At 73.3% G+C, this 24,181-nt stretch carries 25 protein-coding genes; 17 read left to right on the top strand and 8 right to left on the bottom strand.

Going from position 1 to position 24,181, the window contains the following annotated elements:
- The first annotated feature begins 297 nt into the window (after window positions 1–297).
- On the top strand, window positions 298–813 hold the full coding sequence (locus tag P2424_RS14055) for a hypothetical protein (protein WP_276476093.1): 516 nt from the start codon (window positions 298–300) through the stop codon (window positions 811–813).
- Between the two features lie 251 nt (window positions 814–1,064).
- Here P2424_RS14055 and mshD read toward each other — a convergent pair whose 3' ends face one another.
- The 6 genes from mshD to P2424_RS14085 all read right to left on the bottom strand — a co-directional run bounded on the left by mshD (window position 1,065) and on the right by P2424_RS14085 (window position 7,803).
- The gene (mshD, locus tag P2424_RS14060; protein WP_276476094.1) at window positions 1,065–1,964 is read right to left on the bottom strand and encodes a mycothiol synthase; all 900 of its coding nucleotides are present in this window, start codon (window positions 1,962–1,964) and stop codon (window positions 1,065–1,067) included.
- 66 nt (window positions 1,965–2,030) lie between these two features.
- Entirely contained in the window at window positions 2,031–3,482 is a 1,452-nt protein-coding gene (locus P2424_RS14065; RefSeq protein ID WP_276478966.1) for a HAMP domain-containing sensor histidine kinase, read from the bottom strand.
- An 80-nt stretch (window positions 3,483–3,562) separates the two neighbouring features.
- On the bottom strand, window positions 3,563–4,432 hold the full coding sequence (locus P2424_RS14070) for a response regulator transcription factor (protein ID WP_276476095.1): 870 nt from the start codon (window positions 4,430–4,432) through the stop codon (window positions 3,563–3,565).
- The gene (locus P2424_RS14075) at window positions 4,429–5,652 is read right to left on the bottom strand and encodes a trypsin-like peptidase domain-containing protein (RefSeq protein WP_276476096.1); all 1,224 of its coding nucleotides are present in this window, start codon (window positions 5,650–5,652) and stop codon (window positions 4,429–4,431) included. The genes P2424_RS14070 and P2424_RS14075 overlap by 4 nt, the downstream gene beginning before the upstream one ends.
- Window positions 5,653–5,753: 101 nt before the next feature.
- Complete coding sequence (locus P2424_RS14080; protein ID WP_276476097.1) at window positions 5,754–6,803, bottom strand: LacI family DNA-binding transcriptional regulator; 1,050 nt, start codon at window positions 6,801–6,803, stop codon at window positions 5,754–5,756.
- A 217-nt stretch (window positions 6,804–7,020) separates the two neighbouring features.
- Window positions 7,021–7,803, bottom strand: coding sequence for a response regulator transcription factor (locus P2424_RS14085; protein ID WP_276476098.1), 783 nt, complete (start codon window positions 7,801–7,803; stop codon window positions 7,021–7,023).
- Between the two features lie 302 nt (window positions 7,804–8,105).
- Between P2424_RS14085 and P2424_RS14090 the strand changes: the two genes are divergently transcribed.
- From P2424_RS14090 to P2424_RS14140, 11 genes are all read left to right on the top strand, one after another.
- Entirely contained in the window at window positions 8,106–9,215 is a 1,110-nt protein-coding gene (locus P2424_RS14090) for an alpha/beta hydrolase (RefSeq protein ID WP_276476099.1), read from the top strand.
- Window positions 9,216–9,229: 14 nt separating this feature from the next.
- Window positions 9,230–9,496 carry a MoaD/ThiS family protein gene (locus tag P2424_RS14095; RefSeq protein ID WP_276476100.1) on the top strand — a complete coding sequence of 89 codons (267 nt, stop codon included), beginning with the start codon at window positions 9,230–9,232 and terminating at the stop codon, window positions 9,494–9,496.
- Window positions 9,493–11,019 carry a hypothetical protein gene (locus P2424_RS14100; RefSeq protein WP_276476101.1) on the top strand — a complete coding sequence of 509 codons (1,527 nt, stop codon included), beginning with the start codon at window positions 9,493–9,495 and terminating at the stop codon, window positions 11,017–11,019. Before P2424_RS14095 ends, P2424_RS14100 begins: the two co-directional genes overlap by 4 nt.
- Window positions 11,020–11,143: 124 nt before the next feature.
- Complete coding sequence (locus tag P2424_RS14105; protein WP_276476102.1) at window positions 11,144–11,860, top strand: DUF2993 domain-containing protein; 717 nt, start codon at window positions 11,144–11,146, stop codon at window positions 11,858–11,860.
- Window positions 11,861–12,418: 558 nt separating this feature from the next.
- Entirely contained in the window at window positions 12,419–13,255 is an 837-nt protein-coding gene (locus P2424_RS14110) for a sulfurtransferase (protein ID WP_276476103.1), read from the top strand.
- Window positions 13,256–13,285: 30 nt separating this feature from the next.
- Complete coding sequence (locus P2424_RS14115; protein ID WP_075003218.1) at window positions 13,286–13,573, top strand: DUF1416 domain-containing protein; 288 nt, start codon at window positions 13,286–13,288, stop codon at window positions 13,571–13,573.
- Window positions 13,574–13,676: 103 nt separating this feature from the next.
- Window positions 13,677–14,042: a DsrE family protein gene (locus P2424_RS14120; protein ID WP_019355238.1), complete on the top strand. Its 366-nt coding sequence runs from the start codon at window positions 13,677–13,679 to the stop codon at window positions 14,040–14,042.
- A gap of 287 nt (window positions 14,043–14,329) precedes the next feature.
- On the top strand, window positions 14,330–14,908 hold the full coding sequence (locus P2424_RS14125; RefSeq protein ID WP_276476104.1) for an FABP family protein: 579 nt from the start codon (window positions 14,330–14,332) through the stop codon (window positions 14,906–14,908).
- 498 nt (window positions 14,909–15,406) lie between these two features.
- Window positions 15,407–16,204 (top strand): LAETG motif-containing sortase-dependent surface protein, encoded by a 798-nt coding sequence (locus P2424_RS14130; protein ID WP_276476105.1) that lies wholly within the window; start codon window positions 15,407–15,409, stop codon window positions 16,202–16,204.
- Window positions 16,205–16,281: 77 nt separating this feature from the next.
- Entirely contained in the window at window positions 16,282–16,737 is a 456-nt protein-coding gene (locus P2424_RS14135) for a transcriptional repressor (RefSeq protein WP_276476106.1), read from the top strand.
- Between the two features lie 32 nt (window positions 16,738–16,769).
- Window positions 16,770–17,783 (top strand): glycine cleavage T C-terminal barrel domain-containing protein, encoded by a 1,014-nt coding sequence (locus tag P2424_RS14140; RefSeq protein ID WP_276476107.1) that lies wholly within the window; start codon window positions 16,770–16,772, stop codon window positions 17,781–17,783.
- A 58-nt stretch (window positions 17,784–17,841) separates the two neighbouring features.
- On the opposite strand, the gene dtd is transcribed toward P2424_RS14140, so the two are convergent.
- Window positions 17,842–18,267 (bottom strand): D-aminoacyl-tRNA deacylase, encoded by a 426-nt coding sequence (gene dtd, locus P2424_RS14145; RefSeq protein WP_276476108.1) that lies wholly within the window; start codon window positions 18,265–18,267, stop codon window positions 17,842–17,844.
- Between the two features lie 151 nt (window positions 18,268–18,418).
- Here dtd and P2424_RS14150 point away from each other — a divergent pair, with 151 nt between their 5' ends.
- From P2424_RS14150 to P2424_RS14160, 3 genes are all read left to right on the top strand, one after another.
- Entirely contained in the window at window positions 18,419–18,970 is a 552-nt protein-coding gene (locus tag P2424_RS14150; protein ID WP_276476109.1) for an ABC transporter substrate-binding protein, read from the top strand.
- Between the two features lie 146 nt (window positions 18,971–19,116).
- Window positions 19,117–20,067 carry an asparaginase gene (locus P2424_RS14155; protein WP_276476110.1) on the top strand — a complete coding sequence of 317 codons (951 nt, stop codon included), beginning with the start codon at window positions 19,117–19,119 and terminating at the stop codon, window positions 20,065–20,067.
- A 95-nt stretch (window positions 20,068–20,162) separates the two neighbouring features.
- Window positions 20,163–21,437 (top strand): GNAT family N-acetyltransferase, encoded by a 1,275-nt coding sequence (locus P2424_RS14160; RefSeq protein WP_276476111.1) that lies wholly within the window; start codon window positions 20,163–20,165, stop codon window positions 21,435–21,437.
- Window positions 21,438–21,634: 197 nt separating this feature from the next.
- On the opposite strand, the gene P2424_RS14165 is transcribed toward P2424_RS14160, so the two are convergent.
- Entirely contained in the window at window positions 21,635–21,817 is a 183-nt protein-coding gene (locus P2424_RS14165) for a hypothetical protein (protein WP_019354313.1), read from the bottom strand.
- Window positions 21,818–22,050: 233 nt separating this feature from the next.
- Between P2424_RS14165 and P2424_RS14170 the strand changes: the two genes are divergently transcribed.
- Together P2424_RS14170 and P2424_RS14175 are read left to right on the top strand one after the other, a co-directional pair.
- Window positions 22,051–22,917: a GntR family transcriptional regulator gene (locus tag P2424_RS14170; RefSeq protein WP_276476112.1), complete on the top strand. Its 867-nt coding sequence runs from the start codon at window positions 22,051–22,053 to the stop codon at window positions 22,915–22,917.
- A gap of 101 nt (window positions 22,918–23,018) precedes the next feature.
- A complete protein-coding gene (locus tag P2424_RS14175; RefSeq protein ID WP_276476113.1) occupies window positions 23,019–24,149 on the top strand; it encodes a phosphotransferase in 1,131 nt (376 codons plus the stop codon).
- Window positions 24,150–24,181 lie beyond the last annotated feature (32 nt).

A 24,181-nucleotide genomic window follows, 5' to 3' on the forward strand; every position in this document is an offset into this window, starting at 1 on the left:
TGCCTACGATCCCGGCGTCCGACCGCACCGGCGGGGGAAGCGACGAACAGGCGGGCGAATATCCGCCTCTCTCAGGGCCTTGCCGTGTGCCGCTCGAACGAGCGGCACCTTCGGACGGCGCCGGGCGATTGGGGACCGCCCCGTGCGGAAGCCCGGCGCCGACACGGCACACCGCCCTGAAGCCCGTGAAGTCGTCTTCCTGCCCCGGCCCTCGCACCCTGGTGCCGGACCGGGGCGCGGTCGGCACAGCACGTCCCAGCGAAACCGCACCCCGTGCGGAGAACGAGGAGTCACCGAATGCGCACCCTGCTGCGCCGGGCCACAGTCGCCGCAACCTGCCTCGGCACCCTCGCCGGCGCGGCGGTCGTCATGGCACCCCCGGCCATGGCGGCATCCTGCAACACCACCACCAAGACCGTGGACGACCGCGGGTACTCCGGTCCGTGGGCGGACAACTGGACCATCAAGGCGACCATGTGCTCCTACCGGTCCGGCAGCTACATCTACAGCTACGCCAAGCTGAGCTGGGACGTGCCGTCCTCCTACCCGAACCCCACCCCCCGGACCTTCGACGCGGCGAAGTTCCGGGTCGCACTCAAGAAGAGCGTCTCCGGTGCGACGGACCCGGTCCGCGCCCACCGCGACTTCGGCCTCGAAGGCCGGATGGAGAGCGGCGACGGCTCCTACACCACCCCGACCTTCCGGCACGCCATCTCCCGCTACGCGCTCGGTGACGGCGCCTGGAAGCTGAACTGGAACAACGACGGCGACGGCTACGTCAACTACAAGGTCACCGCCTCGCCCCGGGTCTGACGACCCCGAGCGGCCACGGCCGCGCCGCCGGTCCTCGCGGGCCGGGACGACGCGCCCGCCAAAGCCGCCCACATACTCCCTCCCCCGCCCGCGGCGACGGTGTCTCCCCACCGCAGCGGTGTCGGGGGAGGGCCCGCAACGGGGGAGGGCCGGAGGACGCCCGTCCTCCGGCCCTCAGGGCGGTCTCCGGTCTCCGGCCCTCCGGGCGGGACCCGGTATCCGCCTCGGAGCGGAGCCCGGTACCGGGGAGGTCAGGTCTCGGTGCGGTACATCAGATCCGTCTCGTGGGTGCGGAAGCCCAGCCCCTCGTAGACCCGCACCGCGGCCCCGTTGTCGGCGTCGACGTAGAGCATCGCGGTCGGCAGGCCCCGCTCGTCGGCCAGATACCGCAGACCGATGGTGGTGAGGGCCTTGCCGAGACCGCCGCCCTGCTCGCCGGGGTCGACACCGAGGACGTAGACCTCGCCCAGCTCCTCCGCCGAGTGCACCTTCGTCCAGTGGAAGCCGACCAGCTTCCCGTCCCGCTCGGCGAGGAAGAAACCGACCGGGTCGAACCAGGGCTCGGCCTTCCGGTCGTCGAGATCGCGCCGGGTGAGGGTGCCCTGCTCGGGATGGTGCGCGAAAGCGGCGGCGTTCAGCGCCAGCCAGGCCGCGTCGTCCTCGCCGGGCCGGAAGGCCCGTACGGTCACCCCGTCCGGCAGCACCGGATCGGGCAGCTCCAGTCCGGCCAGCGGGCGCCGCAGCTGGCGCAGCTCACGGAAGAGGGTCATCCCCAGGCTCTGCGCCAAGTGCCGCGCCGCGGGATGGCCGCCGTGCGCCCAGACCCGCAGCCGCCGCCCGGACTGCTCCAGCAGGGCCTGCCCCAGCCTGCGGCCGTAGCCGTTGCCGCGGCGTGTGGGTGCGACGACGAGCTCCCCGGCCGGAGCCTCCACCGGGTCGGTGTCCTCCAACTGCGCGTAGCCGGACAGCGCGCCGTCGCCGCCGCGCAGCAGCAGATGGCGCACACCCGGGCGGGAGCCGCCGCGCAGCTGCAGCCTGCCCTGTTCGGAGACGGCCGGCTGGCCGTCCTCCCGCGCCGCGGCGTCGATCAGCGCCTGGACCTCCCGCACGTCGTCCGCGGACACCTCGTCCACAACATCCACGTCACTCATGGAGACGACCCTACGGCGGAACACGCGGGAGTGGACCGCCCGTCGCTCTCCCGACCGCGAACGCACTCAGCCGGGCTGTTCGGACGGTGGCGGGGTGGGGGCACCGGGCAGCCGCAACACCGCCTCGGTCCCCGGACCGCCGTCCGCGGGGGGCTGGAGCCGCACGTCGCCGCCGCTCTGCCGCACCGTGCGGGCCACGATCGACAGCCCGAGGCCGGAACCGGGCAGGCTCCGCGCCGAGGGGGAGCGCCAGAAGCGGTCGAAGACGTGCGGGATCTCCTCGGCCGGAACGCCGGGCCCCCGGTCGCGGACGGTCAGCACCCCGTCCCGCAGCACGACGTGCACGCTGCCGCCCGCCGGGCTGAACTTGAGCGCGTTGTCCAGCAGGTTGACCACCGAACGCTCCAACGCCGCCGCGTCGGCCCGTACCCACCAGGGGGCGAGGTCGGTCGTCAGCGTCAGCCGCGGCCCCCGCGGCCGGGCCCGCTCAACGGCGCGCTCCACGATCTCGTGCAGCCCGACCACCGAGGCCCGGGGCGGGGCAGCGGAACCGCCCGGCCCACCGGGGGCGTCGGCGCCGCCCGGATCGGCGCCCGTTCCCTCCGCGGCGTGCGGTACCGCCTGCGGGCGGGAGAGCTCCTGGAGGTCGCCGATCAGCTCGGCCAGCTCGGCCATCTGCGCCTGTACCGAGGAGAGCAGCTCCCTGCGGTCCTCCTCGGGCAGCGCCCGCCCGGTCTCCTCGCTGCGGACCAGCAGGTCGATGTTGGTGCGCAGCGAGGTGAGCGGGGTGCGCAGTTCGTGCCCGGCGTCGGCGATGAGTTGCTGCTGGAGCTCGCGCGAGGAGGCCAGCGCCTCGGTCATGGCGTTGAAGGACCGGGACAGCCGGGCGATCTCGTCGTGCCCGTCGACCGGGATGCGCACCGCCAGGTCCTCGGTCCGGGCGATGTGCTCCACGGCCCCGGTGAGCCGGTCCACGGGTCGCAGCCCGGCGCGGGCCAGCGCGACGCCGGCGCCCGCCGCGCCCAGCACGCCCGCACCGCCCACCAGGGTGAGGATCAGTGCGAGCTTGCGCAGCGACTCCTGGAGCTCGGCCATCGGCCGCGCCACCGACACCGCCAGCCCGGTGCCCGCGACCGACGTGGTGCGGACCCGGTACTCGGTGCCGTCCGCGGCTCGGGCCGTGTGCAGGGCCTCGCCGTGGCGCTGTTCGGCCACCCGCACGTCGGCGTCGGTGACGTCCAGCTTCCTGCCGACGATCACACAGTTCCCGCCGGACGGGTCCACGACCTGCACGGTGGCGCCGAAGGGGTTGGGCGCCGGCTGGTCGGGCGGGGTGCACTGGCCGGACTGCACCCGGTCGACGACGGCACCGGGCGCCACGGAGCTCTCCCGCAGCGAGTCGTCCAGCGAGTTGAGCAACTGGGCGCGCACCAGGAACCAGCAGGCCAGCGCGCACGCGGCGACCGCCAGCGCCACCGTCGTCGCGGCCAGCAGCGCCAGCCGGCCGCGCAGCGGCATCGAGATCGCGCGGGCGCCGCCGCGCCGCAGCCGGAAGAGTGCGGTGCGGACACCGCGCCCCGCGGGGTCGGAGCCGAGGCTCACGTGTCGTCCCGCAGCACATAGCCCACGCCGCGCACCGTGTGCACCAGCCGGGGTTCGCCGCCCGCCTCGGTCTTGCGCCGCAGATACATCACGTACACGTCCAGCGAGTTGGACGAGGGCTCGAAGTCGAAGCCCCAGACGGCCTTGAGGATCTGCTCCCGGGTGAGCACCTGCCGCGGGTGGGCGAGGAACATCTCCAGCAGCGTGTACTCGGTGCGGGTCAGCTCCACCGGCCGCCCGCCCCGGGTCACCTCGCGGGTGAGCAGGTCCATCCGCAGATCGGCGAAGGCCAGCGTCTCGGGCTCCTCCGCGGCCTCCGCCTGCGCCTGGGCGCGCGCGTAGGAGCTGCGCCGCAGCAGCGCCCGGACGCGGGCGAGGAGTTCGTCCAGTTCGAAGGGTTTGACGAGGTAGTCGTCGGCGCCCGCGTCCAGCCCGGTGACCCGGTCGCCGACGGTGTCGCGCGCGGTCAGCATCAGCACCGGCACCCGCTGCCCCGCGGCCCGCAGCCGGCGCGCGGCGGTGAGCCCGTCCATGCGGGGCATCAGCACATCGAGGACGACGAGGTCCGGCTGGTGCTCGGCCACCTTCTCCAGGGCCTCGGCCCCGTCGGCGGCGAGCCGGGTCGCGTACCCCTCGAAGCTCAGGCTGCGGCGGAGCGCGTCCCGCACCGCGGGCTCGTCGTCGACGACGAGGACGGTCTGCTTCCCGGCGGCGTTGCCGGACGCGGGGGCCGACGGAGAGGGCTCCGCCCCCGAGGAGGGTGGAGGCGGCGGGGACGGCTCGGGCGGCGGGGGCGGGGTGTCGGAGGGCATGGCTCCCAGCTTGGCACCGTCCCGGCCGCCCAGCAGGTCACGCAGCGCCCTCACGCACCCCCCTGCCGGAGCGCGTCCAGGTCCTTCTTGACGTCGTCGACGGGGATGGCGAAGCCCAGACCGACGCTGCCGGCACTGGCCTGGGAGGTCTGGCCCTGCCCCGAACCGGACGAGAAGATGGCCGAGTTGATGCCGATGACCTGGCCGGCCATGTTGAACAGCGGACCGCCGGAGTTGCCCGGGTTGAGGGACGCGTCGGTCTGGATGGCCTTGTAGGTGGTCGTCTCGCCCTGGACGCCGCCGTTGTACTGGCCGCCGTCGAACTCGAACGGCCACTCCTGGCCGCCGCTGCCGCCGCCGTTCCCTCCCGGCAGCCCCCGCTGTCCGCCGTCCTCCTTGGGGACCTTCACCTCGCGGTCCTTGGCGGAGACGATGCCGCTGGTCACCGTTCCGGACAGGCCCTCGGGCGAGCCGATGGCGACGACCTGGTCGCCGACCCCGACCGCCCCGGAGTCGCCGAGCCGAGCGGGCTGGAGGTCGTCCTGCCCGGCCACCTCCAGCAGCGCCAGGTCCTTGTCCGGGTCGGTCCCCACGACCTCGGCGTCCGCCGTTCTGCCGCTGTTGAAGGAGACCTTCACGGTGTCGGCGCCGGAGACGACGTGGTTGTTGGTGATGATCTGACCGCCCTTGGTGATGACGACGCCGGAACCGGTCGACTCCCCCGAACCGCTGGTCGCCTTGATCTCCACCACGCTGTCCTGGACGCTGCGCACCACATCGGAGACCACACCCTTCGCCGTCGCGTTGCTGCCGCCGACCGCGGGCGCCGCGGAACTCGTCCCGCCGTGCCCGCCGAGCAGCCGCTCCATGCCGAAGGCGGTCCCTCCGCCGATCACGGCCGCTGCCACGGCGACCGCCGTCAGCAGCGCCGCGGGCTGCCGCATCCGGCGGCGGTGCGGGCGCCCGGACCCGGCCTCGGAGGCCGCACCCTCGGCACCGCCCGCACCGGGCTCCGCCGGGCCACCCGACGCGCCGGGGGCGCCGGACCCCGCGGCGAAGGCGGCCTGCGGCGGCGCGGCCGGGGGCGGCGGTACGGCTCCGAAAGGCGCCTGCGACTGCTGCCCGGCCCGGTGCGGATACCCCGGGTGCGGGCTCTGCGGGGGCCGGGTGCCGTGCGCCTCGGAGGGTGCCTGCGGGGGCTGGGTGCCGTACGGGGGCTCGCCACCCTGAGGGCCGTACGTGCCGTGCGGGGTCTGCCGCTCGAAGTTGTCCATGCCCTGAGCGTGCTCCGGCAAGATGAGAGCTCTCTGAGGAGGCGGTGAGAAACCTCCGAGTTCTCGCCCCGCGGGGGCCGTTCGGCCCGCGGGGCCGCGGCTCAGGCCGGATCGCAGCCGCAGGAGCGGCGGATCACCAGTCCGGACGGGAACTGCCGGACGCGGCCCTTGCTGCCGGGGACGCCGCCGTTGCGCGTCCCGGGGATCCGCAGCGAGTCGTCCAGCACCAGGTCGACGGCGGCCTTCGCCATCGCCTCACGGTCCGAGCCGACGGTGGTCAGCGGCGGATCGGTCAGCGCCGCCTCCTTGACGTCGTCGAACCCCGCGACGGCCAGCTCGCCGGGCACGTCGATGCCCAGCTCACGCGCGGCCCGCAGCACCCCGATGGCCTGGTCGTCGGTGGCGCAGAACAGCGCCGTCGGACGGTCGGGGCCGCGCAGCAGCTCCAGGGAGCGCTGATAGGTGTCGTACCGGTTGTACGGGGACTGGAAGAGCTGCCCCTCGGTGGACCTGCCCGCCTCCCGCATGGCCCGCTCCCACCCCACGACGTGGTCGGTGACCGGGTCGCCGAGCACCGGGGTCTCCTCCACGCCGCCGAGGCAGGCCACCGCCTCGTGGCCGTGCTCCAGCAGGTGCCGGACGGCCAACTGGGCGCCGCCCACGTCGTCGAGGACGACGGCGACATCGTCGATGGCCTCGGGTCTCCGGTGCATCAGCACGACGCGCGAGTCCCACGCGTCGATCTCCGCGGCCGCGTGTTCGCTGGGGCCGGAGCTGATGAGGATGAGGCCGGAGACCCGCATACCGAGGAAGGCGCGCAGATAGTGCACCTCGCGCTCGTCCAGATAGTCCGAGTTGCCGACCAGGACCATCTTTCCGCGCTCGGCCGCGGCACGTTCGACGGCGTGCGACATCTCCGCGAAGAACGGCTGGCGGGCGTCCGGGACGATCAGCCCTATGAGGTCCGTCCGCCGGGACGCCATGGCCTGGGCCACGCGGTCGGGCCGGTACCCCAGCTCCTTGATGGCGGCGAGCACCCGCTCCCGGGTCGCCGGGGCGACCGGCCGGGGACCGTTGTTGATCACATAGCTGACAACGGCTGTCGAGGTCCCCGCCACCCTCGCCACGTCGTCCCGCGTCACCTTGGCCACGCCGAGAGTCTACGCGGGATGAGTCGCCCCGCTCCGCTCCCGTCGTCGCCCTTCGCACCGGGCCGCGGCCGGGGGCTCCCGCACCGCGGCCGGCGGCTCCGTAAGCGGGCTCCCGGGCCCGGCCGGAGGACGGGCTCCCGGGCCCGGCCGTAAGCGGGCTCCCGGCCCGGCCGGAGGGCTCCGTACCAGCCCCTCCGGCCGTCGTGGCCCTCGGCGGTCAGTCGCCGCCGCGCCGGGACGAGGACGCCGCCTCGCGGGTCACGCGCTCCGCCGCGTCCGCGACGGACCCGGCACCGGAGGCGGGCTCCGCGGCGGGCGGGGCCTCCGCCTTCTCCGGCGAGACGAAGCGGTACCCGACGTTGCGGACCGTCCCGATCAGGGCCTCGTGCTCCGGCCCCAGCTTGGCGCGCAGCCGCCGGACATGGACATCGACGGTGCGGGTGCCGCCGAAGTAGTCGTAGCCCCACACCTCCTGGAGGAGCTGGGCGCGGGTGAACACCCGGCCCGGATGCTGGGCGAGGAACTTCAGCAGCTCGAACTCCTTGAAGGTCAGGTCCAGGACCCGGCCCTTCAGCTTCGCGCTGTAGGTCGCCTCGTCGACCGACAGGTCCCCGTTGCGGATCTCCATCGGGCTGTCGTCCGCGGTGAGCTGGCAGCGGCCGGTCGCCAGCCGCAGCCGGGCCTCCACCTCGGCGGGTCCCGCGGTCTCCAGCAGGACGTCGTCCACCCCCCACTCAGCCGTGACGGCGGCGAGCCCGCCCTCCGTCACGATCAGCATCAGCGGGCAGCCGGGTCCGGTGGAGCGCAGGAGCTGGCACAGGGAGCGCACCTGCGGCAGGTCGCGCCGGCCGTCGACGAGGATCACGTCGGCGGACGGCGCGTCCACCAGCGCGGGTCCCTCGGCGGGGGCGACGCGCACGTTGTGCAGGAGGAGCCCCAGCGCGGGCAGCACCTCCGAAGAGGGCTGGAGTGCGTTGGTGAGGAGCAGCAGTGAACTCATGCGGTGACGCCCTCCCTCGGTGCGAGGGCCCACGTGGGACGGGGTCGGTGCGCTTTCGAACGGCCTCGGTTCCGGTCTCGGTTCTGCACGGTTCGCTTGCCCATGACGTCGATTTCCCTCCTGGCGCCCTGCGCCGGGGGCGCCACCCGGGGCGGTGCCCGGGGGAATATGGCGGCACTGCTTCGTACGGCACTGCCCGAGGGCCGGGCCGCGGACCTGTCCCACCGGCCACGACCCCCAGAAAGCACAAAAGGACCCGGGGGCGACGCTGCCCGGATCCTGCTTGCCAGCAGAATACCCGCATGAGAGTCGGAGCGGCATGTGACATCGCTCGCGCCCCCCGCCAGGGCGTTACGCAGCGTACTGACACTGCGGCGGTACGGAAGGACCTGCGGACCGCCGACGGAGTCCGGATCGAGGCCCGCTACGAGCCGTACGCCGGCCCCGCCACCGGCTCCGGAACCGCCGGGGACCCGGGCGCGATCGTGCTGGCGCACGGCTTCACCGGTGCCCTGGACCGGCCCGCGGTGCGCCGCGCGGCGACCGCGTTCACCGCGCACGCAGCCGTGGTGACCTTCTCCTTCCGGGGCCACGGCCGGTCGGGCGGGCGCTCGACGGTGGGGGACCGGGAAGTGCTGGACCTGGCCGCCGCGGTGGCGTGGGCGCGCGCGCAGGGGCACCGCACGGTGGCGACCGTCGGCTTCTCGATGGGCGGTTCGGTCGTCCTGCGCCACGCGGCCCTGTACCGCGCTGAGTACAGTCAGGATCACACAGAGTCAATTTTCGATTCTGTGGTGCACAGGGGGCGCACAGACGGGCGCACGGCTGACCAGGCGGGCGCGCGGGATGCCGTCGGCGCTGTGCCACCCGCCCCTGCCGCCGCATCCGCTTCCGCCGCCGCCCACGCGGACGCCGTGGTCGCCGTCAGCGCGCCCGCCCGCTGGTACTACCGCGGCACGCCACCGATGCGGCGGCTGCACTGGGCGATCCAGCACCCGCTCGGCCGGCTCGTCTCCCGCTACGGACTCCGCACCCGCGTCCACCACCGGGACTGGGACCCCGTGCCGCTCCCGCCCGTCGCCGCCGTCCCGCGCATCGCCCCGGTCCCGCTGCTGGTCGTGCACGGCGACCAGGACCCGTACTTCCCCGTCGACCACCCGCTCTCGCTCGCCGAGGCAGCGGACCCGGAAGCCTGCGAACTGTGGCTGCGGCCCGGTTTCGGACACGCCGAGAACGCCGCGGACGCCGCGCTGTTGGACCGGATCGGCACCTGGGCGGCCACCCGGCTACACGCACCCGCCGCGAGGCCGCATCATGGGAGCCGCGACCCACACGCCCCGCGGGCCGCCGGAAGCACGCCGGGACACGCCCCGGGACCGGCACCGGACGCCACCGAGGGCACGGACGGCTGAGAGGGACCCCAACCATGGCCAGCGGCACGATCCGCTACTGGGCGGCGGCGAAGGCCGCGGCAGGCACCGCCGAGGAACCGTACGAGGCCGGCACCCTCGCGGACGCGCTCCGGAGCGCCCGCGAGACGCACGCCGGGCGGCCCGAGTTCGCCCGCGTGCTGCTGCGCTGCTCCTTCCTGGTCGACGGCGACCCGGTCGGCGCCCGCGCCCACGACGCCGTCCAGCTCAGCGAAGGCGGCACCGTCGAGGTCCTCCCCCCGTTCGCGGGAGGCGCCCGATGAGCGACGGCCGCCCCGAGGAGCCCTACGGCGGTACGTACGACGCGTACGGCCGGCCCGTACCGCCCGACCCGTACCGTCCGCTGCCCCCGCACACGCCCCGGCCGGGCGCCGCACCCCCGCACGCCGCCGGCCCCGGGCACGGCGGGCCGGCACCGTACGCCGAGGACCCGTACGTCCAGGACCCGTATGCCCCGGGCCCGTACGGGACGGGGCCGTACGCCTCCGAGCCGTACGGGCCGTACGGGCCGGACGCACACGGGCAGCAGGCCGGGTACGGCCCGGAGTACGGCGGGCGCCCCCCGTACGAGGCGACGCACGCGGCTCCGTACGCACAGACGCACGAGCCGACGTACGGACCGCCGTACGACGTCTCCTACGACGTCTCCTACGACGTGACCTACGAAGTGACCCGGATCGACGGGCCGCAGCCCGGCGGCACCGCGGCCTCCGCCCGGACCGGGATCCCTTCGCCAGGGGAGCCCGGGCAGACCGGGGCACTCCCGCACGGGACCCCGTCGGCCCACCAGCCCCTGCCCGCCTCCTCGGGACCGCTCCGGCCCGGAGGGGCCGGAGCGCCCCTGCCACCGGAAAGCCGCACAGAGCACCAGCCGATGCCACAGCACCAGTTCCAGCCCGCACCGCAGCCCGCACCGCAGCCGGCCCCGCAGGCCGGATCGCACTCCCACGCCACCTACGCCACCCGGGCCGCCCCGCAGCCGCCCCCGACCCGGCAGGAACCGACGGACCCGCAGGCCCCTGCGGCACCGGCGGGCACCGGCGGCGCACGGCAGCGGACCGGCTCCCCGATCATCGCGCCGGGGATCAGGCCCGCCGCCGTCACCGCGGTCCTCGCGGCGCTGCTGGCGGCCACCGCGCCGCTGGGGCACGGGGCGCTCGCGGGCGCACTCGTGCTGCTCCAGGCGCTGACGGCGGCCGGCTGGTACCGGCTCAACGGGATGTGGCCCGCCCGGCAGGGCATCGCGCTGGCGTTCGTGGCCGGGCTGACGGCCGACGCCGGGCTGCTGCTGACCGACGGCGGAGAGGCGCCGACGGTGCTGCTCGGTGCGGCGGGCGTGTGGTGCGTCCTGTCCCTGGTGCTGCAGTTGCGCAACAACTCCAGCCCCGACGAGCGCCTCTACGCGCTCACCGCGGGCTTCGCCGCCATCGGGCTGACGGTGCTGGCCGCCGGGCTGCTTCCGGCCGAGGCCGACGCGGTGACGGCGGGAGCAGCCGCGGTCGCGGTGGCGGCGCTGGCCCGGGCCGTACCGCTGCCCGGTCCGGTCTCGGTACCGCTCGCGCTGGCGGCCGCGGCGGCCGCCGGGGCCGCGGCGGGGCGGCTGACCGGCGTTGATCCGGTCCCGGCCGCGCTCATCGGCCTGGGCGCGGGGGTGTGCGCGGTGCTGGGGCTGCGGGTGGCCAGCTACGACTGGCCGTCCCGGTTCGTCCACATGACCGCGGGCGTCGCCCTCCCCTTGACCCTGGCCGCGCCCGCCGTCCAACTGCTGGGCCGCACTCTGCTCTGACGACGAACGGCCGCAACGGGAGCCTCATCGTCCCCCCACGTCCCTGTCATCTCTCCGTCGACAACGCTCCGAAGCGGGTTACGCTCGCAGCCAGCACGCCGACTCATGGGGGGATACGGACACCATGCGCGCACTCCGCACAGGACTGGTGATCCTGGTGATACTCGCCGGGCTCTTCGTGGCGGCCGACCGCGTCGCGGTGAACCTCGCCGAGGACAAGGTGGCCGAGAAGCTGAAGGGTCAGCTCGCCTCCGCGTCGTCCGGCGATCCCTCCGTCTCCATCGAGGGCTTCCCGTTTCTGACCCAGGTCGCCGGCAAGCAACTGGACAAGGTGAAGGTCGACGTCGAGGGCGTCACCGCCACGGCGAACGACCGCCGGGTGCGGCTGAGCAGGATCACCATGGAAGCCCTCGACGTGAAGCTGTCGAACAACTTCGGCACGGCGGTCGCCGACCGGGCCACCGGCACCGTGCACCTGTCCTACGCGGACCTGTCCAAGGCGGCGGACGACGGGGTACGCGTCAGCTACGGCGGCAAGAGCACCTCCGGCAAGGACCAGGTGAAGGTCACCGCCGGCCTCGTCCTCCCGGTGGTGGGCCGCAGCATCGAGCGCAGCGTCTACAGCACCGTCAGCGTGACCGGCGGCGACACGGTGCGGCTGCACGCCGACGAGGTGCCCGGCTCCAAGGTGCCCGGCGTCGAGGACGCGATCCGCAAGAAGATCGACTTCGACCGCAGGATCGACCGCCTCCCCGACGGCCTCCGGCTGGAGAAGGTCGAGGCGACCAAGAGCGGCGTGGACGTCTCCATGGCGGGCACCGACGTCCGGCTGGCCGGCTGACCCGGGCACCCCGGCCCGGACCGCACCCCTCGCCCGCATCGGACCGCCTCGGCACCCGGCTGCCGTGCCGGGCGAGATCATCAATCCCGCCATCCGAGACGGGTGGGGGCGCGCGCCCCGCGCCCACCCGCGCGGGGCGCTCTCCCGGCCTCGGCCGTCGGGCCCCTCATCCCGCCATACGGACGAAAATATCTCAGGATGCGGATCGGCGGTGACACAGCCCCGTCGACGTCCTTACGATCGAGCGCATGAAGCGACAGGCGGACCTCACGAAGCGCCGGGCAGTGGACCTGTGCCGCATCGCCGCCATGCTCTGTCGCGGCTCCCGCTGACCCGCTGACCGTCCGCACGTCCCGCCGGGACCGAGGCGCCCTGCCCGCTCGGCGCCTCGCCGCCTACCCGCACACGTGCCCCAGCGCAGTCCCGCGTACGTCCCACCGCGCACCGTCGCGCACGACAGCACTCCGCCGTGCGCCCGACCCGTGACCGCGAGCCGCCGCGTACGCGCACCTGTTCGCACCCTCCGCCGCACCCACCCACCTCACGAGGAGAGACAGCATGAGCCGCAGCGACGTTCTGGTCGACGCCGACTGGGCAGAGGCCCACATCGACGACCCGAAGGTGGTGCTCGTCGAGGTCGACGAGGACACCTCGGCCTACGACAAGAACCACATCAGGAACGCGGTCCGGATCGACTGGAAGCAGGACCTCCAGGACCCGGTGCGCCGCGACTTCGTGGACCAGGAGGGCTTCGAGAAGCTCCTGTCCGCCAAGGGCATCGCGAACGACGACACCGTCGTGCTCTACGGCGGCAACAACAACTGGTTCGCCTCCTACGCCTACTGGTACTTCAAGCTCTACGGCCACCAGGACGTCAAGCTCCTCGACGGCGGCCGCAAGAAGTGGGAGCTGGACTCCCGCGACCTGGTCGCCGAGGTGCCCGAGCGTCCGGCCACCGACTACAAGGCCCAGCCGCAGGACACCGCCATCCGCGCCTTCCGCGACGAGGTCGTCGAGGCGATCGGCACCAAGAACCTGGTGGACGTGCGCTCCCCCGACGAGTTCAGCGGCAAGCTGCTCGCCCCCGCGCACCTGCCGCAGGAGCAGTCCCAGCGCCCCGGCCACGTGCCCAGCGCCCGCAACATCCCCTGGTCGAAGTCGGCCAACGACGACGGCACCTTCAAGTCCGACGAGCAGCTCAAGGAGCTCTACGAGGCCGAAGGCGTCGACCTGGGCAAGGACACCATCGCCTACTGCCGCATCGGTGAGCGCTCCGCGCACACCTGGTTCGTCCTGCACGAGCTGCTGGGCCAGCAGAACGTCAAGAACTACGACGGCTCCTGGACCGAGTACGGCTCGCTCGTCGGCGTGCCCGTCGAGCTCGGCTCCAACTGACCCGACCCCCCGAAAGGACGGAACACCCCCATGTGCGGAGCACAGGCAGGCGGGCCCGACGCCGCCACCATCAAGCCGGGCGAGACGACGATCCAGGGCAGCGTGACCCGCGGCGGCGAGCCCGTCACCGGGTACGTGCGGCTGCTGGACGCCACCGGCGAGTTCACCGCGGAGGTCCCCACCTCCGCCACCGGCCAGTTCCGCTTCTACGCCGCGGAAGGCACCTGGACGCTTCGCGCACTGGTGCCCGGCGGCACCGCGGACCGCACGGTGGTCGCCCAGGACGGCGGCCTGGCCGAAGTCACCATCGCGGTCTGAGCCGCGCGGGGGCTTCGCCCGGCCCGGCAGCAGCGTGCCGTCCTCCTGGACTCCTGGACCGGCACGGCGCCGGGACCGGGCGGAGCCCCCATATGCTGGCCGTATGGCACACCGGAAGCTCGTCATCAAGGTCACCGCGGGCGCTGACGCGCCCGAGCGGTGCTCGCAGGCGTTCACCGTCGCCTCCGTCGCGGCGGCGAGCGGTACCGAGGTCAGCCTCTGGCTGACCGGCGAATCCGCCTGGTTCGCGCTCCCGGGCCGCGCGGCGGAGTTCGAGCTGCCGCACGCGGCACCACTGCCCGACCTCATGGCCGCGATCCAGGCGAGCGGCCGGATCACGCTGTGCACCCAGTGCGCGGCCCGCCGTGACATCGAGGAGAAGGACGTCCTCGAAGGCGTCCGCATCGCGGGCGCCCAGCTCTTCGTGAGCGAGATCATGGCCGAGGACGTCCAGGCCCTCGTCTACTGAACGGCCCCACATCCACCGAGCGCGCGCCCCTCGTCGTCCGCCGAGTGCGCCCTCATCCGCCGGGCAGCAGCCCCTCGGGAGGTCCGCCCCCGCCGCGGCGATTAGACTCGGAGGGTCACCGAACACCGCGCAAGGAGAGCCACCCGTGCTTGAGGCATTCTTCACCGCCCTGATGGTCCTGGTCTGCGTCGGCACCGTGGCCTTCGCCGGGCTGACCTTCAAGAAGCTCTACCAGGGCCAGCGCTGACCGCTCGCACGCCCGCCACTCTTAGGGATCGACCAGTTCCATGATCGAGATTCCGTCCGACCTCCACCCGGACCTCGTGCCCCTCGCCTTCCTGCTCGGCAACTGGACCGGTGCCGGTGTGGCCGCCCTCGACGCCCAAGAGGGCGAGGAGGAGCAGAAGTGCAACTTCGGGCAGGAAGTCACCTTCACCCACGACGGCCGTGACTTCCTGGAGTACGTCTCGCACTCCTGGGAGCTCGACGCGGAGGGCCGGAAGGTCCGCCCGCTGGAGACCGAGACGGGCTACTGGCGCATCGACGCGGACCGCAAGGTCGAGGTCGTCATGATCCGCGACCAGGGCATCGCCGAGGTCTGGTACGGCGAACTGGCCGAGAAGAAGCCGCAGATCGATCTGGCGACCGACGCGGTGGCCCGCACGGCGGCCGCCGGCGAGTACAGCGGCGGCAAGCGGCTGTACGGCTACGTCAACAGCGATCTGATGTGGGTGGGCGAGAAGGCCACCCCCGAGGTGCCGCTGCGGCCCTACATGTCCGCGCACCTGAAGAAGGTCGTGGACCCCAAGGAGTGGGCCAAGGACGTCGTGGACCTCCCCGACGACGGCATCGCCTTCTTCCGCTGAGATACCGGGCTCTCCGCTTCCGCGGACCACGCCCACTCCGGACCTTCCGCCGGGGACGCGCACTCCCGTTGAGAGCGTCCCCGGTCGCCGTTCGGGACCGGCCCCGCCCTCTCGCGCGGCGCCTCTCCGCCCGCGCCTCGAGGCCGTTCCCGCCCGTTCACCGGGTTGTCGCCGCCGCGTTCGGCGGCAGTGGCGGCCCGCCCCGGCGCGCGTCTCGAAGATGTCACGATTGTGAAAGCTGTGGAATAGCGCGTTTCAGCGCGGCGGTTCGGGAACCCGCCCCCGGCGGCTCGGTCGAAGCGAATCCACTGGTCACAGTGATACCCCTACTGCACGAGTCGCCGAAATCACTCCCGGTAGGCAATCTAATGCGTGCCCTCGAGTGATAAGAATGGCGTTAATCCATTCACCGGCACGAGCGCCGGTGGGGCCCCTGCGGCGCGCTCTCGTGCCCTCTTGCCCCGGCGCTCGACCGCCCAACGGGGAAAAGGCTCTTCTGTGAATCGTTCTCGCATAACCTCCGCCGCCGCCACCGTCGCGCTGCTCGGCGGCCTGGCCACCACTCAACTGGCCACCGCGGCGAGCGCCTTCGCGTACGACAGCGGCGCCGAGCTGAACGTCGGCCTGACGTCCGGGATTCTCTACGACAAGAACTCCGGCAAGGTGATGGGCGACGGCATCGGCGGCAACTTCGGCAACCACGGCCCCGAAGCCACCAAGGCCACCGTCACGGTGACCGCCGTCAAGAACGTCACCTTCACCGGCAAGCCGAAGGTGGACAAGGGCACCGTGAAGTCCTGGAGCGCCAAGAAGGTCGTCATCGTGGCCAACCTGGCCGCGGACGGCGACGCGCTGGAGAACATGGACCTGCCCGCCACCCTCTCCGGCAAGAAGCAGACGCTGCGCGCCGAGATCAAGGGTGACAAGCCCGACCCGGACACCAGCAACAACCGCCTCACGCGCTCCTACAGCGTGGACGCCACCAAGCCCGAGCCGACCGACAAGCCCACGGACAAGCCCACCGAGAAGCCGACCGAGAAGCCCACCGAGAAGCCCTCGGACAAGCCGACCGAGAAGCCCACCGCCCAGCCCTCGAAGCCCAGCGACGACGCCTCGGACGCCAACACCCCGGCACCCGCGGGCGGCTCCGACAAGGGCAACGGCGGCGAGGGCGACCTCGCCGAGACCGGCAGCAGCTCCAACACTCCGCTGCTCGTCGGCGGTGCGGGCGCCCTCGTCGTGATCGGCGGCGCCGCGGTCTTCATGGCCAAGCGCAAGAAGGCCGGCCAGAGCTGACCCCTTCCTCCTTGCGATGACACGGGTCCGGGTGCCACGGGGGCACCCGGGCCCGTTCCGCTTCTACACTGGACCACGTGGCTACCACCGACTGGCAGAGCGACCTCAGGGCGCGCGGATACCGGCTCACTCCGCAGCGCCAGCTCGTGCTGGAGGCAGTGGACAAGCTGGAGCACTCCACGCCGGACGACATCCTCGCCGAAGTCCGCCGCACGGCCGGCAGCGTCAATATCTCCACGGTCTACCGCACACTGGAGCTCCTGGAGGAGCTGGGCCTGGTCTCCCACGCCCACCTCGGCCACGGTGCGCCCACCTACCACCTCGCCGACCGGCATCACCACATGCACCTGGTCTGCCGGGACTGCACCGAGGTGATCGAAGCCGATCTGTCCGTCGCCGAGCCCTTCACCACCGTCCTGCGGGAGCGGTTCGGCTTCGAGACGGACATGAAACACTTCGCGATCTTCGGGCGGTGCGCGAAGTGCGGCGAGAGCGCCGACACCACCCCGGCCGACGGCGCGGGCAACACCTGAGCACCCGCCGCTGCCCGTCGTAGGCTGGGCGTATGTCCTCCAGCAGTTCACGCGGCAGCGCCGCAGCCCCCCTCCCCAGCCCGCTGCTGAACCTGCCCGGCGGGGTCGCGGCCGAAGCCCCCGACGAGGGAGTCGCCGCCCACTACGGCGACCTGTTCAAGGAGCAGCGCGCCCTCGCCGACGGCGCCGGGTTCGTGGACCTCTCGCACCGCGGCGTGGTCACCGTCTCCGGCGAGGACCGGCTCTCCTGGCTGCACCTGCTGCTCACCCAGCACGTCGAACAGCTACCGGCCGGCCGGGCGACCGAAGCGCTGATCCTCTCCGCCAACGGCCACATCGAGCAGGCGCTGGAGCTGGTCGACGACGGGACGACGGTGTGGATGCACACCGAACCGGGCAAACAGGACGAACTGCTGAACTATCTGGAGAGCATGCGGTTCTTCTACCGCGTCGAGATCGCCGACCGCACCTCCGAGGTGGCCGTCGTCCACCTGCCCGCGGGGTCCATCGCCGACGTGCCCGACAGCGCCCTGGCCGTGCGGGAGACGCCGCACGGGCGGGACCTGTTCCTGCCCCGCGGCGAACTGACCGGCTTCGCCGCCACGCACGGGCCGGCCATCGGGGTGCTGGCCCACGAGGCGCTGCGGGTCGAGGCCCGGCGGCCCCGCCTCGGCATGGAGACCGACCACCGCACCATCCCGCACGAGGTGGGCTGGATCGGCTCGGCGGTGCATCTGGAGAAGGGCTGCTACCGGGGGCAGGAGACCGTCGCCCGCGTCCACAACCTGGGGAAGCCGCCGCGGCGCCTGGTCTTCCTGCACCTGGACGGCAGCGAGGTGCGGCTGCCCGCGCACGGCGACCCGGTCCGGCTCGCCGCCGGAGGCCTGGAGGGGCGGCAGATCGGGTTCGTCACCACCTCGGCACGCCACCACGAACTCGGGCCGATCGCGCTCGCCCTCGTCAAGCGCAATGTCGCACCCGACGCCGAGCTCATCGTCGGCCCCGACGCCACCGCCGCCGCGCAGGAAGTCGTCGTCGCCCCGTAGGCCGCCGACAGGCAGCTCCCGGCCGGGCAGCAGACCCGGCCGGGCCGGCCCCCGCCGCTCACACCTCCAGGAGCAGGGTGAAGGGGCCGTCGTTGGTCAGCGAGACCTTCATGTCGGCCCCGAAGACACCCGTGACGACGGTGGCGCCCAACGCCCGCAGCCGCTCGACCACCTCGTCGACCAGGGGTTCGGCGACATCCCCGGGCGCCGCCGCGTTCCACGTCGGCCGCCTCCCCTTCCGCGCGTCACCGTGGAGAGTGAACTGGCTGATCACCAGCAGCGGCGCCCCGGTGTCCGAACACGACTTCTCCTCGTGCAGAATCCGCACGGTCCACAGCTTCCGCGCGAGCCGGGCCGCCTTCTCCGAGGTGTCCTCGTGCGTGACTCCGACCAGCACGCACAGGCCCTCACCCGCTATCTCCCCGACCGTCGCGCCGTCCACGGCGACGCTCGCACCGTCCACCCGCTGCACCACTGCTCGCATGCCGCCATGATGCCGTGCCGCCGTCCGGCCCGGGCACGCGGCCGCAAGCCGCCGGGGAAGATCGGTGCGAACAGGGGACACGGAGTGGCACGATGCGCACACGCGGTGCGTTCACCGGTACCGCGCGATGGGGATGAGGGGACACAAGCCCATGAGCACAACCGGAGCGGGCCCGCCCAGGACACCGCGGCGGTCCGGGGCCCTGGAGGCGCTGCGCGAGCCGGAGCGGCCGGATCTGACCGCGCTCTCCTTGCGGGAACTGCGGATCCTGCGGCGGTCGGCACAGCAGGACGAGGCGGACCTGAGCTATGTGCGCAGACTGCTGCAGGGGCGTATCGACATCCTCGGCGCCGAACTGGCCCGCCGCAGCTCCGCCGGCTCACCACTGCTGGACCTGCTGCCGCAGATCCTCGCGGACGGTCCGTCCAGCCACCGCTCCTCCGCCCGGCATGTGACTCTCGCCGCACCCCGCAGCGAGGAGTACCGGGCACTGGCCGAGGAGATGCTGGCCGAGGTGGAGCTGAGCGACCTCAAGGCCCGCACCGACGGCGAGCTGCACGACGCGACGGCACGGCTGATCCGCTACGAGCAACAGGTCTCCGAACGCCGCCAGTCGCTGCAGCAGACGGCCGACGAGTGCAGCACCGAGATCGCCCGACGCTACCGGGAAGGCGAAGCACAGGTGGACGACCTGTTGCCGTAGCGCGGGGCGGGAGCCGGGACGGGATCGGAGCGGGAGGGGCCAGGGGTGTCTGTTCTGCGGCACCGTGCATCCGGTTACGGTGAAGGGCCACATATCCGTCTGCTCCGCACGCCGCCGAACGGCGTGCACCACCGGAAGGTCCCGAGATGCCCGAGATACTCCCCGTGCTCGCCGAGGTCGTCAGGTCCGGCTTCACCGAGGGGCGGCACCGGGGCTCGCTGGTGGTCCTGGCGGCCGACGGGAGCGTCACCTTCGCGCTGGGCGACCCGGAGGCGCCGGTCTTCCCCCGCTCCGCGAACAAGCCGTTCCAGGCGGCCGCGGTGCTGCGCTCGGGGCTGGAGCTGTCCGGCGAGCGGCTGGCGCTGGCCGCGGCGAGCCACTCGGCCGAGGGCTTCCACCTCGACCTGGTCCGTACGATGCTGGCCGAGCACGGGCTGACCACCGCGGACCTGAAGTGCCCCGCCTCCCTCCCGCTGGACGCGGAGGAGGCCGAGGCGTTCCTGGCGGCCGGCAGCACCCGCACCCCGCTGGCCATGGACTGCTCGGGCAAGCACACGGCCATGCTCGCCGCCTGCCGGGCCAACGGCTGGCCGCTCGACAGCTACCTGGACCCCGACCACCCGCTGCAGAAGCTGGTCCGCGAGACGCTGGAGGAGGCCACCGGCGACCCGGTGGCGCACACCGGCGTGGACGGCTGCGGTGCGCCGCTGATGGCCGTCTCGCTGACCGGGCTGGCGCGCGGATACCGCGCCCTGGCGCTGGCCTCCGCGCAGAGCCCCGAGGGCCGGGTCGTCGAGGCGATGCGCGCCCACCCCGCCCATGTGGGCGGCACCCGGCGGCACGACACCTGGCTGATGCGGGAACTGCCCGGGGCGGTCAGCAAGATGGGTGCCGAGGCCGTACAGGGGATCGCGCTGCCGGACGGGAGCGCCCTCGCGCTCAAGGTGGAGGACGGCGCGGAGCGCGCCCTGGGGCCGGTGGTGGCGCGAGCCCTCGCCACCCGGATGGGAGTCAGCTCCGCGGTGCTGGACCGGCTCGCGACCGTGCCGATCCTGGGCGGCGGCGTCCGGGTCGGCGAGGTCCGCGCGGCGTTCTGAGCCCGCGGGACGCCCAGGACGAGGCCGCGGGGCGAGGCGGCGCACCGGGGTGAAATCCAGGTGCGGGCCGGGTGGGCACGGCCTAGCGTGAGCCCATGCCGACCCCCCTCGACATCCGCGCCCTGGCCGGTCCCGACGCGTATCCGGAGTGGCTGCGCGCCGTCTCCACCGGCTTCTTCCGCGGCCCCGGCACCGTCGGCGAGCAGGAGGTGGCGGCCCGCGCGCTGGACACCGACCTCGACCGGATCCAGGGCGCTTACGACGGCGAGCGCTGCGTGGGCACCTTCCGCACGCTGCCGCAGTCGCTGACCGTTCCGGGCGGCGCGCTGCTGCCCGCGTGCGCGGTCTCCAGCGTCACCGTCTCGCCCACGCACCGGCGGCGCGGACTGCTCAGCAGGATGACTGCGAACGCGCTGGATGCGGCCAAGGAGCGGGGCGAGGTGTGCGCGACCCTGGTCGCGGCCGAGTACCCGATCTACGGGCGGTACGGCTTCGGCCCCGCGGCCTGGACCACCGACTGGGAGGTCCTCGTCGCCCGCACGGGCCTGGACCGGCGCTACGCCGGACCGGCCGACCTCGGGGACGGCGGCCGGGTGGACCTGGTGGACGCCGCGGAGTTCCGGGCCCTGATGCCCGCCGTCCACGAGCGGTTCCGCACCGGCCGGCACCGGCAGGGCGCCATCGACCGCCGCGCGAAGTGGTGGCGCACGGCGACCGGCGCTCTGCGCTTCCCGGACGACGGATTCACCCCCGCGTTCCACGCCGTCTACCGCGACGCGGACGGGCAGCCGCAAGGCGGGGTGTCCTACACCTCCGACGATGTGTGGCAGGCCAAGCAGCCCGAACAGACCCTCACCGTGCGCGACCTGTTCGCCACCACGACCGCCGGGGAAACGGCGCTGTGGCGGTTCGTCCTGGCCGTCGACTGGGTGCTGCGGGTGCGGACCGGCTGCCGCGCCCCGGACGACATCCTGCCGATGCTGCTGCCGGACCCGCGCGCCGCGCGCACCGTCACCCACGCCGACTGGCTGTGGCTGCGGCCACTGGACGTGCCGCGGATGCTGGCGGCCCGCGACTACGCGGCCGCGGACGCGCTGGTGCTGGAGGTGCGTGACCAGGACGGCTACGCGAACGGGCGCTTCGCGCTGGAGACCGGCGGACCACGGGGCGGGGCCCGGTGCGCGGCCACCCGGGAGGAGCCGGAGGTGTCGCTGGACGTCCGCGAGCTGGGCAGCCTCTTCCTGGGCGACGAGTCGGCCGTGCGGTTGGCGGCGCTGGGACGGCTGGCCGAGCACCGCGAGGGGGCGGCGGAGCGGGCCGAGGCGCTGTTCCGCACGGCGCGGCGGCCGTGGTGCCAGGACATGTTCTAGGCGGCCGGTTCCGGGCGGCGACCGGTTCCGGATGGCGGCCGCCTGGCGGTTTCCCACTTGGGCCCGGGGGCCGGGGTGCCGTCGTCAAGCCGCCTTCCCCGTGGCGTGGGTTGATGGGTGGGGAAGGCGGCATGACGGCGGTCGCCGCGCGGCGCTGTGCGCGCGGTCCGGACGACCCCCCGCCGGTCGTCCGGAGTTCAGGGATGCAGCAGCAGCGTGGCGAGTACGAGGGCCCCGGCGGTGCTGCATCCGGTGTGCCGGGCTTTGAGGCCGATGCTCAACAGCAGGAAGCCCACGAGGCCGAGGACCCCGTAACGCACTTGGACCAACTGTTCGAAGGCGACGACGGCGATGGCTACGGCGAGCGCGAAGAACGGCATGGCGGTCCCTCCTTCTCGGGCGTGAGAGGAACGGCAGTGCTGGGAGTACCGGGGCCCGCACGGCGTCGGGCGGGCGGATGGCTCGGGGCCGACCTGGAGGCAGAACCGGCGAGGTTGTCTGCCAGATCTGAAAGTTGGCGACCAACTCACCCAGTACCTTCCCAGTTGTCCACCATCTGGAAACATCTTCTGGACAACTAACGGCCCGTGAGGCGAAGTTGTATGGTCGTCGCGTGACCAGGAAGCCGACGTCCGCAAGCGGCCGCCGCCCGCGCGATGTGGTCGCTGACACCCTCCGCGAGCAGATCCGGACCGGAAGACTCCAGGCCGGCACCCGCCTGCCCACCCAACGGGAGCTGGAAGCCGAGTTCTCCGTGGGCCGCAGTGCCGTCCGCGAAGCCCTGGCGGCCCTCGCCCAGGAAGGGTTCCTGGAGAACGTGGGCCGTGGCGCCTCCCCGACCGTCGCCGAGCCCACCCACCACGCGGAGGCCCCGCGCAGTGCGGGAGTGGAGCTGGCCGACCGGCTGCACGAGGCGTTCCAGACCGAGCACATCACCATCGACGCCTTCTCCCTCACCACCGAAACCCTCAACAACGCGCTGGCCTGGCCCGTCCGCCAGGTCATGGACCACCAGCTCACCCCCCACTCGGTCACCGCCCGCGTCCTCGTACCCAGCCTGCAGGCCAGACTGGCCCTCCCGCGGCTCATCGACGATCCGGAAGACCCCAAACCCCGCGAACGGCTGCACCGGATGCAGACCACCTACGTCGACGCGCTAAGCAACTCCCTGCACTCCCTCGCCCCGTTCGGCACCACGGTGACGCTGACGGTCCGCGCCGTACCGCTCACCCCCACCCACAAGCTCTACCTGCTCAACGGCGACGAGGCGCTCATCGGCTACTACCAGGTCGTCAAGAACGAGGAAGCCGCCTACCGCGGCGAGCAACTCGCCCTCTACGACGTCCTCGGCCTCACCGCCAAGCTCTTCCGCTCGGTGCGGGGCCCGGAGGCGCGGGACGAACAGGAAGCCAGCTTCGTGACGGAGTCCCAGCAGTTCTTCGACTCCCTGTGGGACACCATCGCCACCCCCTTCGGGTGACCGGCGAGGACGCCGCGAGAACCGGTCCGGCAGCGCCCGGTACAGTTCCGGCACCCCGGTGATCTCCGTGGCCGCGCCCACCGCCCCGAGGACAGCTCCCGATGACCTCTCCCGCCCTCCAGCAGGCCGAAGCGATCGGTGCCGTGGACGGCCCGCTGGCGGGATACCACCGCGAGTGGTACGTGGTGCGGCCCCAGGGCGAGCTGACGAGGCTGGGCCGAGTGAAGATCGGCGAACCGCGCGAGGACGCCCTGTGGTTCGACCGGCGGTACTTCGCCTCGGAGGACGAGGTACTGCTCGACCTGGCCCGACTCGGCGTGCCCCGCGTACCCCCCGTCCACCGGGTCCGCCGGTCGGGCACGGTCTTCCACGGGTTCATCGAGGGCCGGACCCTCGCGTCCCTCACCCCGCGCGGCCACCCCGTCGCCCCCGGCCACCTGCGGCAGATCATCGAGCGGTTCGTCTCCCTGAGCCGGCTGCGCCCCGGTGACCTGCACGCCCGCCTGCTCCGCGACACCCCCGGCCGGGCGCCGGAGCGCGGCGCCGCCCCGCCCGGGCCCGCCGCGGACGAGGGGCCCGGCCCGGGCGGAAGCAGTGCGCACTTCCTCCGCGAACTCCTCGCCTTCACCCGGGAACACGCACACCGCGCCCGCCTGCCGCAGTTCGGCCCGCTCTTCGCCCGCCTCGGCATCCCGCCGGACGTGCTGGGACCGCACTCCCGGCCGGCCGCCGAAGCCGCACAGCTGACCGACCGGCCACCCTGCCTGCTCCACGGTGACCTGCACCGGGCCAACTTCATCGTCGACCCGGCCGACGCGCTGTGGACCATCGACTGGGAGCTGGCCGCGTTCGGTGACCCGCTCTACGACCTGGCGACACACCTCTACCTGATGGACTATCCGCCCCGGCAGCGCTCCCAGGTCATCGACCAGTGGCGGCAGGCCGTCACCGCGGTACTGCCCGGAGCCGACGCCGGACTCGCGGACGACCTCCCCCGCTATCTCGCCTACAAACGCGCCCAGTCCGTCTTCGCCGACGTGGTCCGGCAGGCCGTCGCGGTCGGCGCCGCCCACGGCACCCCGGCGCAGGCCGACCGGCTCGGCCGTACCGCCAAGCTCGTGCACGACATCCTCGCCCGCGCCGCCGAACCGCTGGAGCTGACCGACGTGCCCAGCCCCGGAGCGATCGAGCTGGCGTACGCCGACCTGTGCGCAGCACCGCAGCTCCGCTGACCGCGACCACCGGCCGCTGCCCACCCCACGGA

Source organism: Streptomyces sp. WMMB303, from assembly GCF_029351045.1.
GTDB lineage: Bacteria > Actinomycetota > Actinomycetes > Streptomycetales > Streptomycetaceae > Streptomyces.

What these genes read in the sequence shown, in the direction of transcription:
- P2424_RS14065 (WP_276478966.1), bottom strand. Translation starts at nt 3,482, where the DNA reads ATGCCGCTGCGCGGCCGGCTGGCGCTGCTGGCCGCGACGACGGTGGCG.
- P2424_RS14055 (WP_276476093.1), top strand. Translation starts at nt 298, where the DNA reads ATGCGCACCCTGCTGCGCCGGGCCACAGTCGCCGCAACCTGCCTCGGC.
- P2424_RS14105 (WP_276476102.1), top strand. Translation starts at nt 11,144, where the DNA reads ATGCGCGCACTCCGCACAGGACTGGTGATCCTGGTGATACTCGCCGGG.
- P2424_RS14175 (WP_276476113.1), top strand. Translation starts at nt 23,019, where the DNA reads ATGACCTCTCCCGCCCTCCAGCAGGCCGAAGCGATCGGTGCCGTGGAC.
- P2424_RS14140 (WP_276476107.1), top strand. Translation starts at nt 16,770, where the DNA reads ATGTCCTCCAGCAGTTCACGCGGCAGCGCCGCAGCCCCCCTCCCCAGC.
- P2424_RS14075 (WP_276476096.1), bottom strand. Translation starts at nt 5,652, where the DNA reads ATGGACAACTTCGAGCGGCAGACCCCGCACGGCACGTACGGCCCTCAG.
- P2424_RS14085 (WP_276476098.1), bottom strand. Translation starts at nt 7,803, where the DNA reads ATGAGTTCACTGCTGCTCCTCACCAACGCACTCCAGCCCTCTTCGGAG.
- dtd (WP_276476108.1), bottom strand. Translation starts at nt 18,267, where the DNA reads ATGCGAGCAGTGGTGCAGCGGGTGGACGGTGCGAGCGTCGCCGTGGAC.
- mshD (WP_276476094.1), bottom strand. Translation starts at nt 1,964, where the DNA reads ATGAGTGACGTGGATGTTGTGGACGAGGTGTCCGCGGACGACGTGCGG.
- P2424_RS14100 (WP_276476101.1), top strand. Translation starts at nt 9,493, where the DNA reads ATGAGCGACGGCCGCCCCGAGGAGCCCTACGGCGGTACGTACGACGCG.
- P2424_RS14125 (WP_276476104.1), top strand. Translation starts at nt 14,330, where the DNA reads ATGATCGAGATTCCGTCCGACCTCCACCCGGACCTCGTGCCCCTCGCC.
- P2424_RS14155 (WP_276476110.1), top strand. Translation starts at nt 19,117, where the DNA reads ATGCCCGAGATACTCCCCGTGCTCGCCGAGGTCGTCAGGTCCGGCTTC.
- P2424_RS14115 (WP_075003218.1), top strand. Translation starts at nt 13,286, where the DNA reads ATGTGCGGAGCACAGGCAGGCGGGCCCGACGCCGCCACCATCAAGCCG.
- P2424_RS14160 (WP_276476111.1), top strand. Translation starts at nt 20,163, where the DNA reads ATGCCGACCCCCCTCGACATCCGCGCCCTGGCCGGTCCCGACGCGTAT.
- P2424_RS14110 (WP_276476103.1), top strand. Translation starts at nt 12,419, where the DNA reads ATGAGCCGCAGCGACGTTCTGGTCGACGCCGACTGGGCAGAGGCCCAC.
- P2424_RS14090 (WP_276476099.1), top strand. Translation starts at nt 8,106, where the DNA reads ATGAGAGTCGGAGCGGCATGTGACATCGCTCGCGCCCCCCGCCAGGGC.
- P2424_RS14165 (WP_019354313.1), bottom strand. Translation starts at nt 21,817, where the DNA reads ATGCCGTTCTTCGCGCTCGCCGTAGCCATCGCCGTCGTCGCCTTCGAA.
- P2424_RS14150 (WP_276476109.1), top strand. Translation starts at nt 18,419, where the DNA reads ATGAGCACAACCGGAGCGGGCCCGCCCAGGACACCGCGGCGGTCCGGG.
- P2424_RS14095 (WP_276476100.1), top strand. Translation starts at nt 9,230, where the DNA reads ATGGCCAGCGGCACGATCCGCTACTGGGCGGCGGCGAAGGCCGCGGCA.
- P2424_RS14120 (WP_019355238.1), top strand. Translation starts at nt 13,677, where the DNA reads ATGGCACACCGGAAGCTCGTCATCAAGGTCACCGCGGGCGCTGACGCG.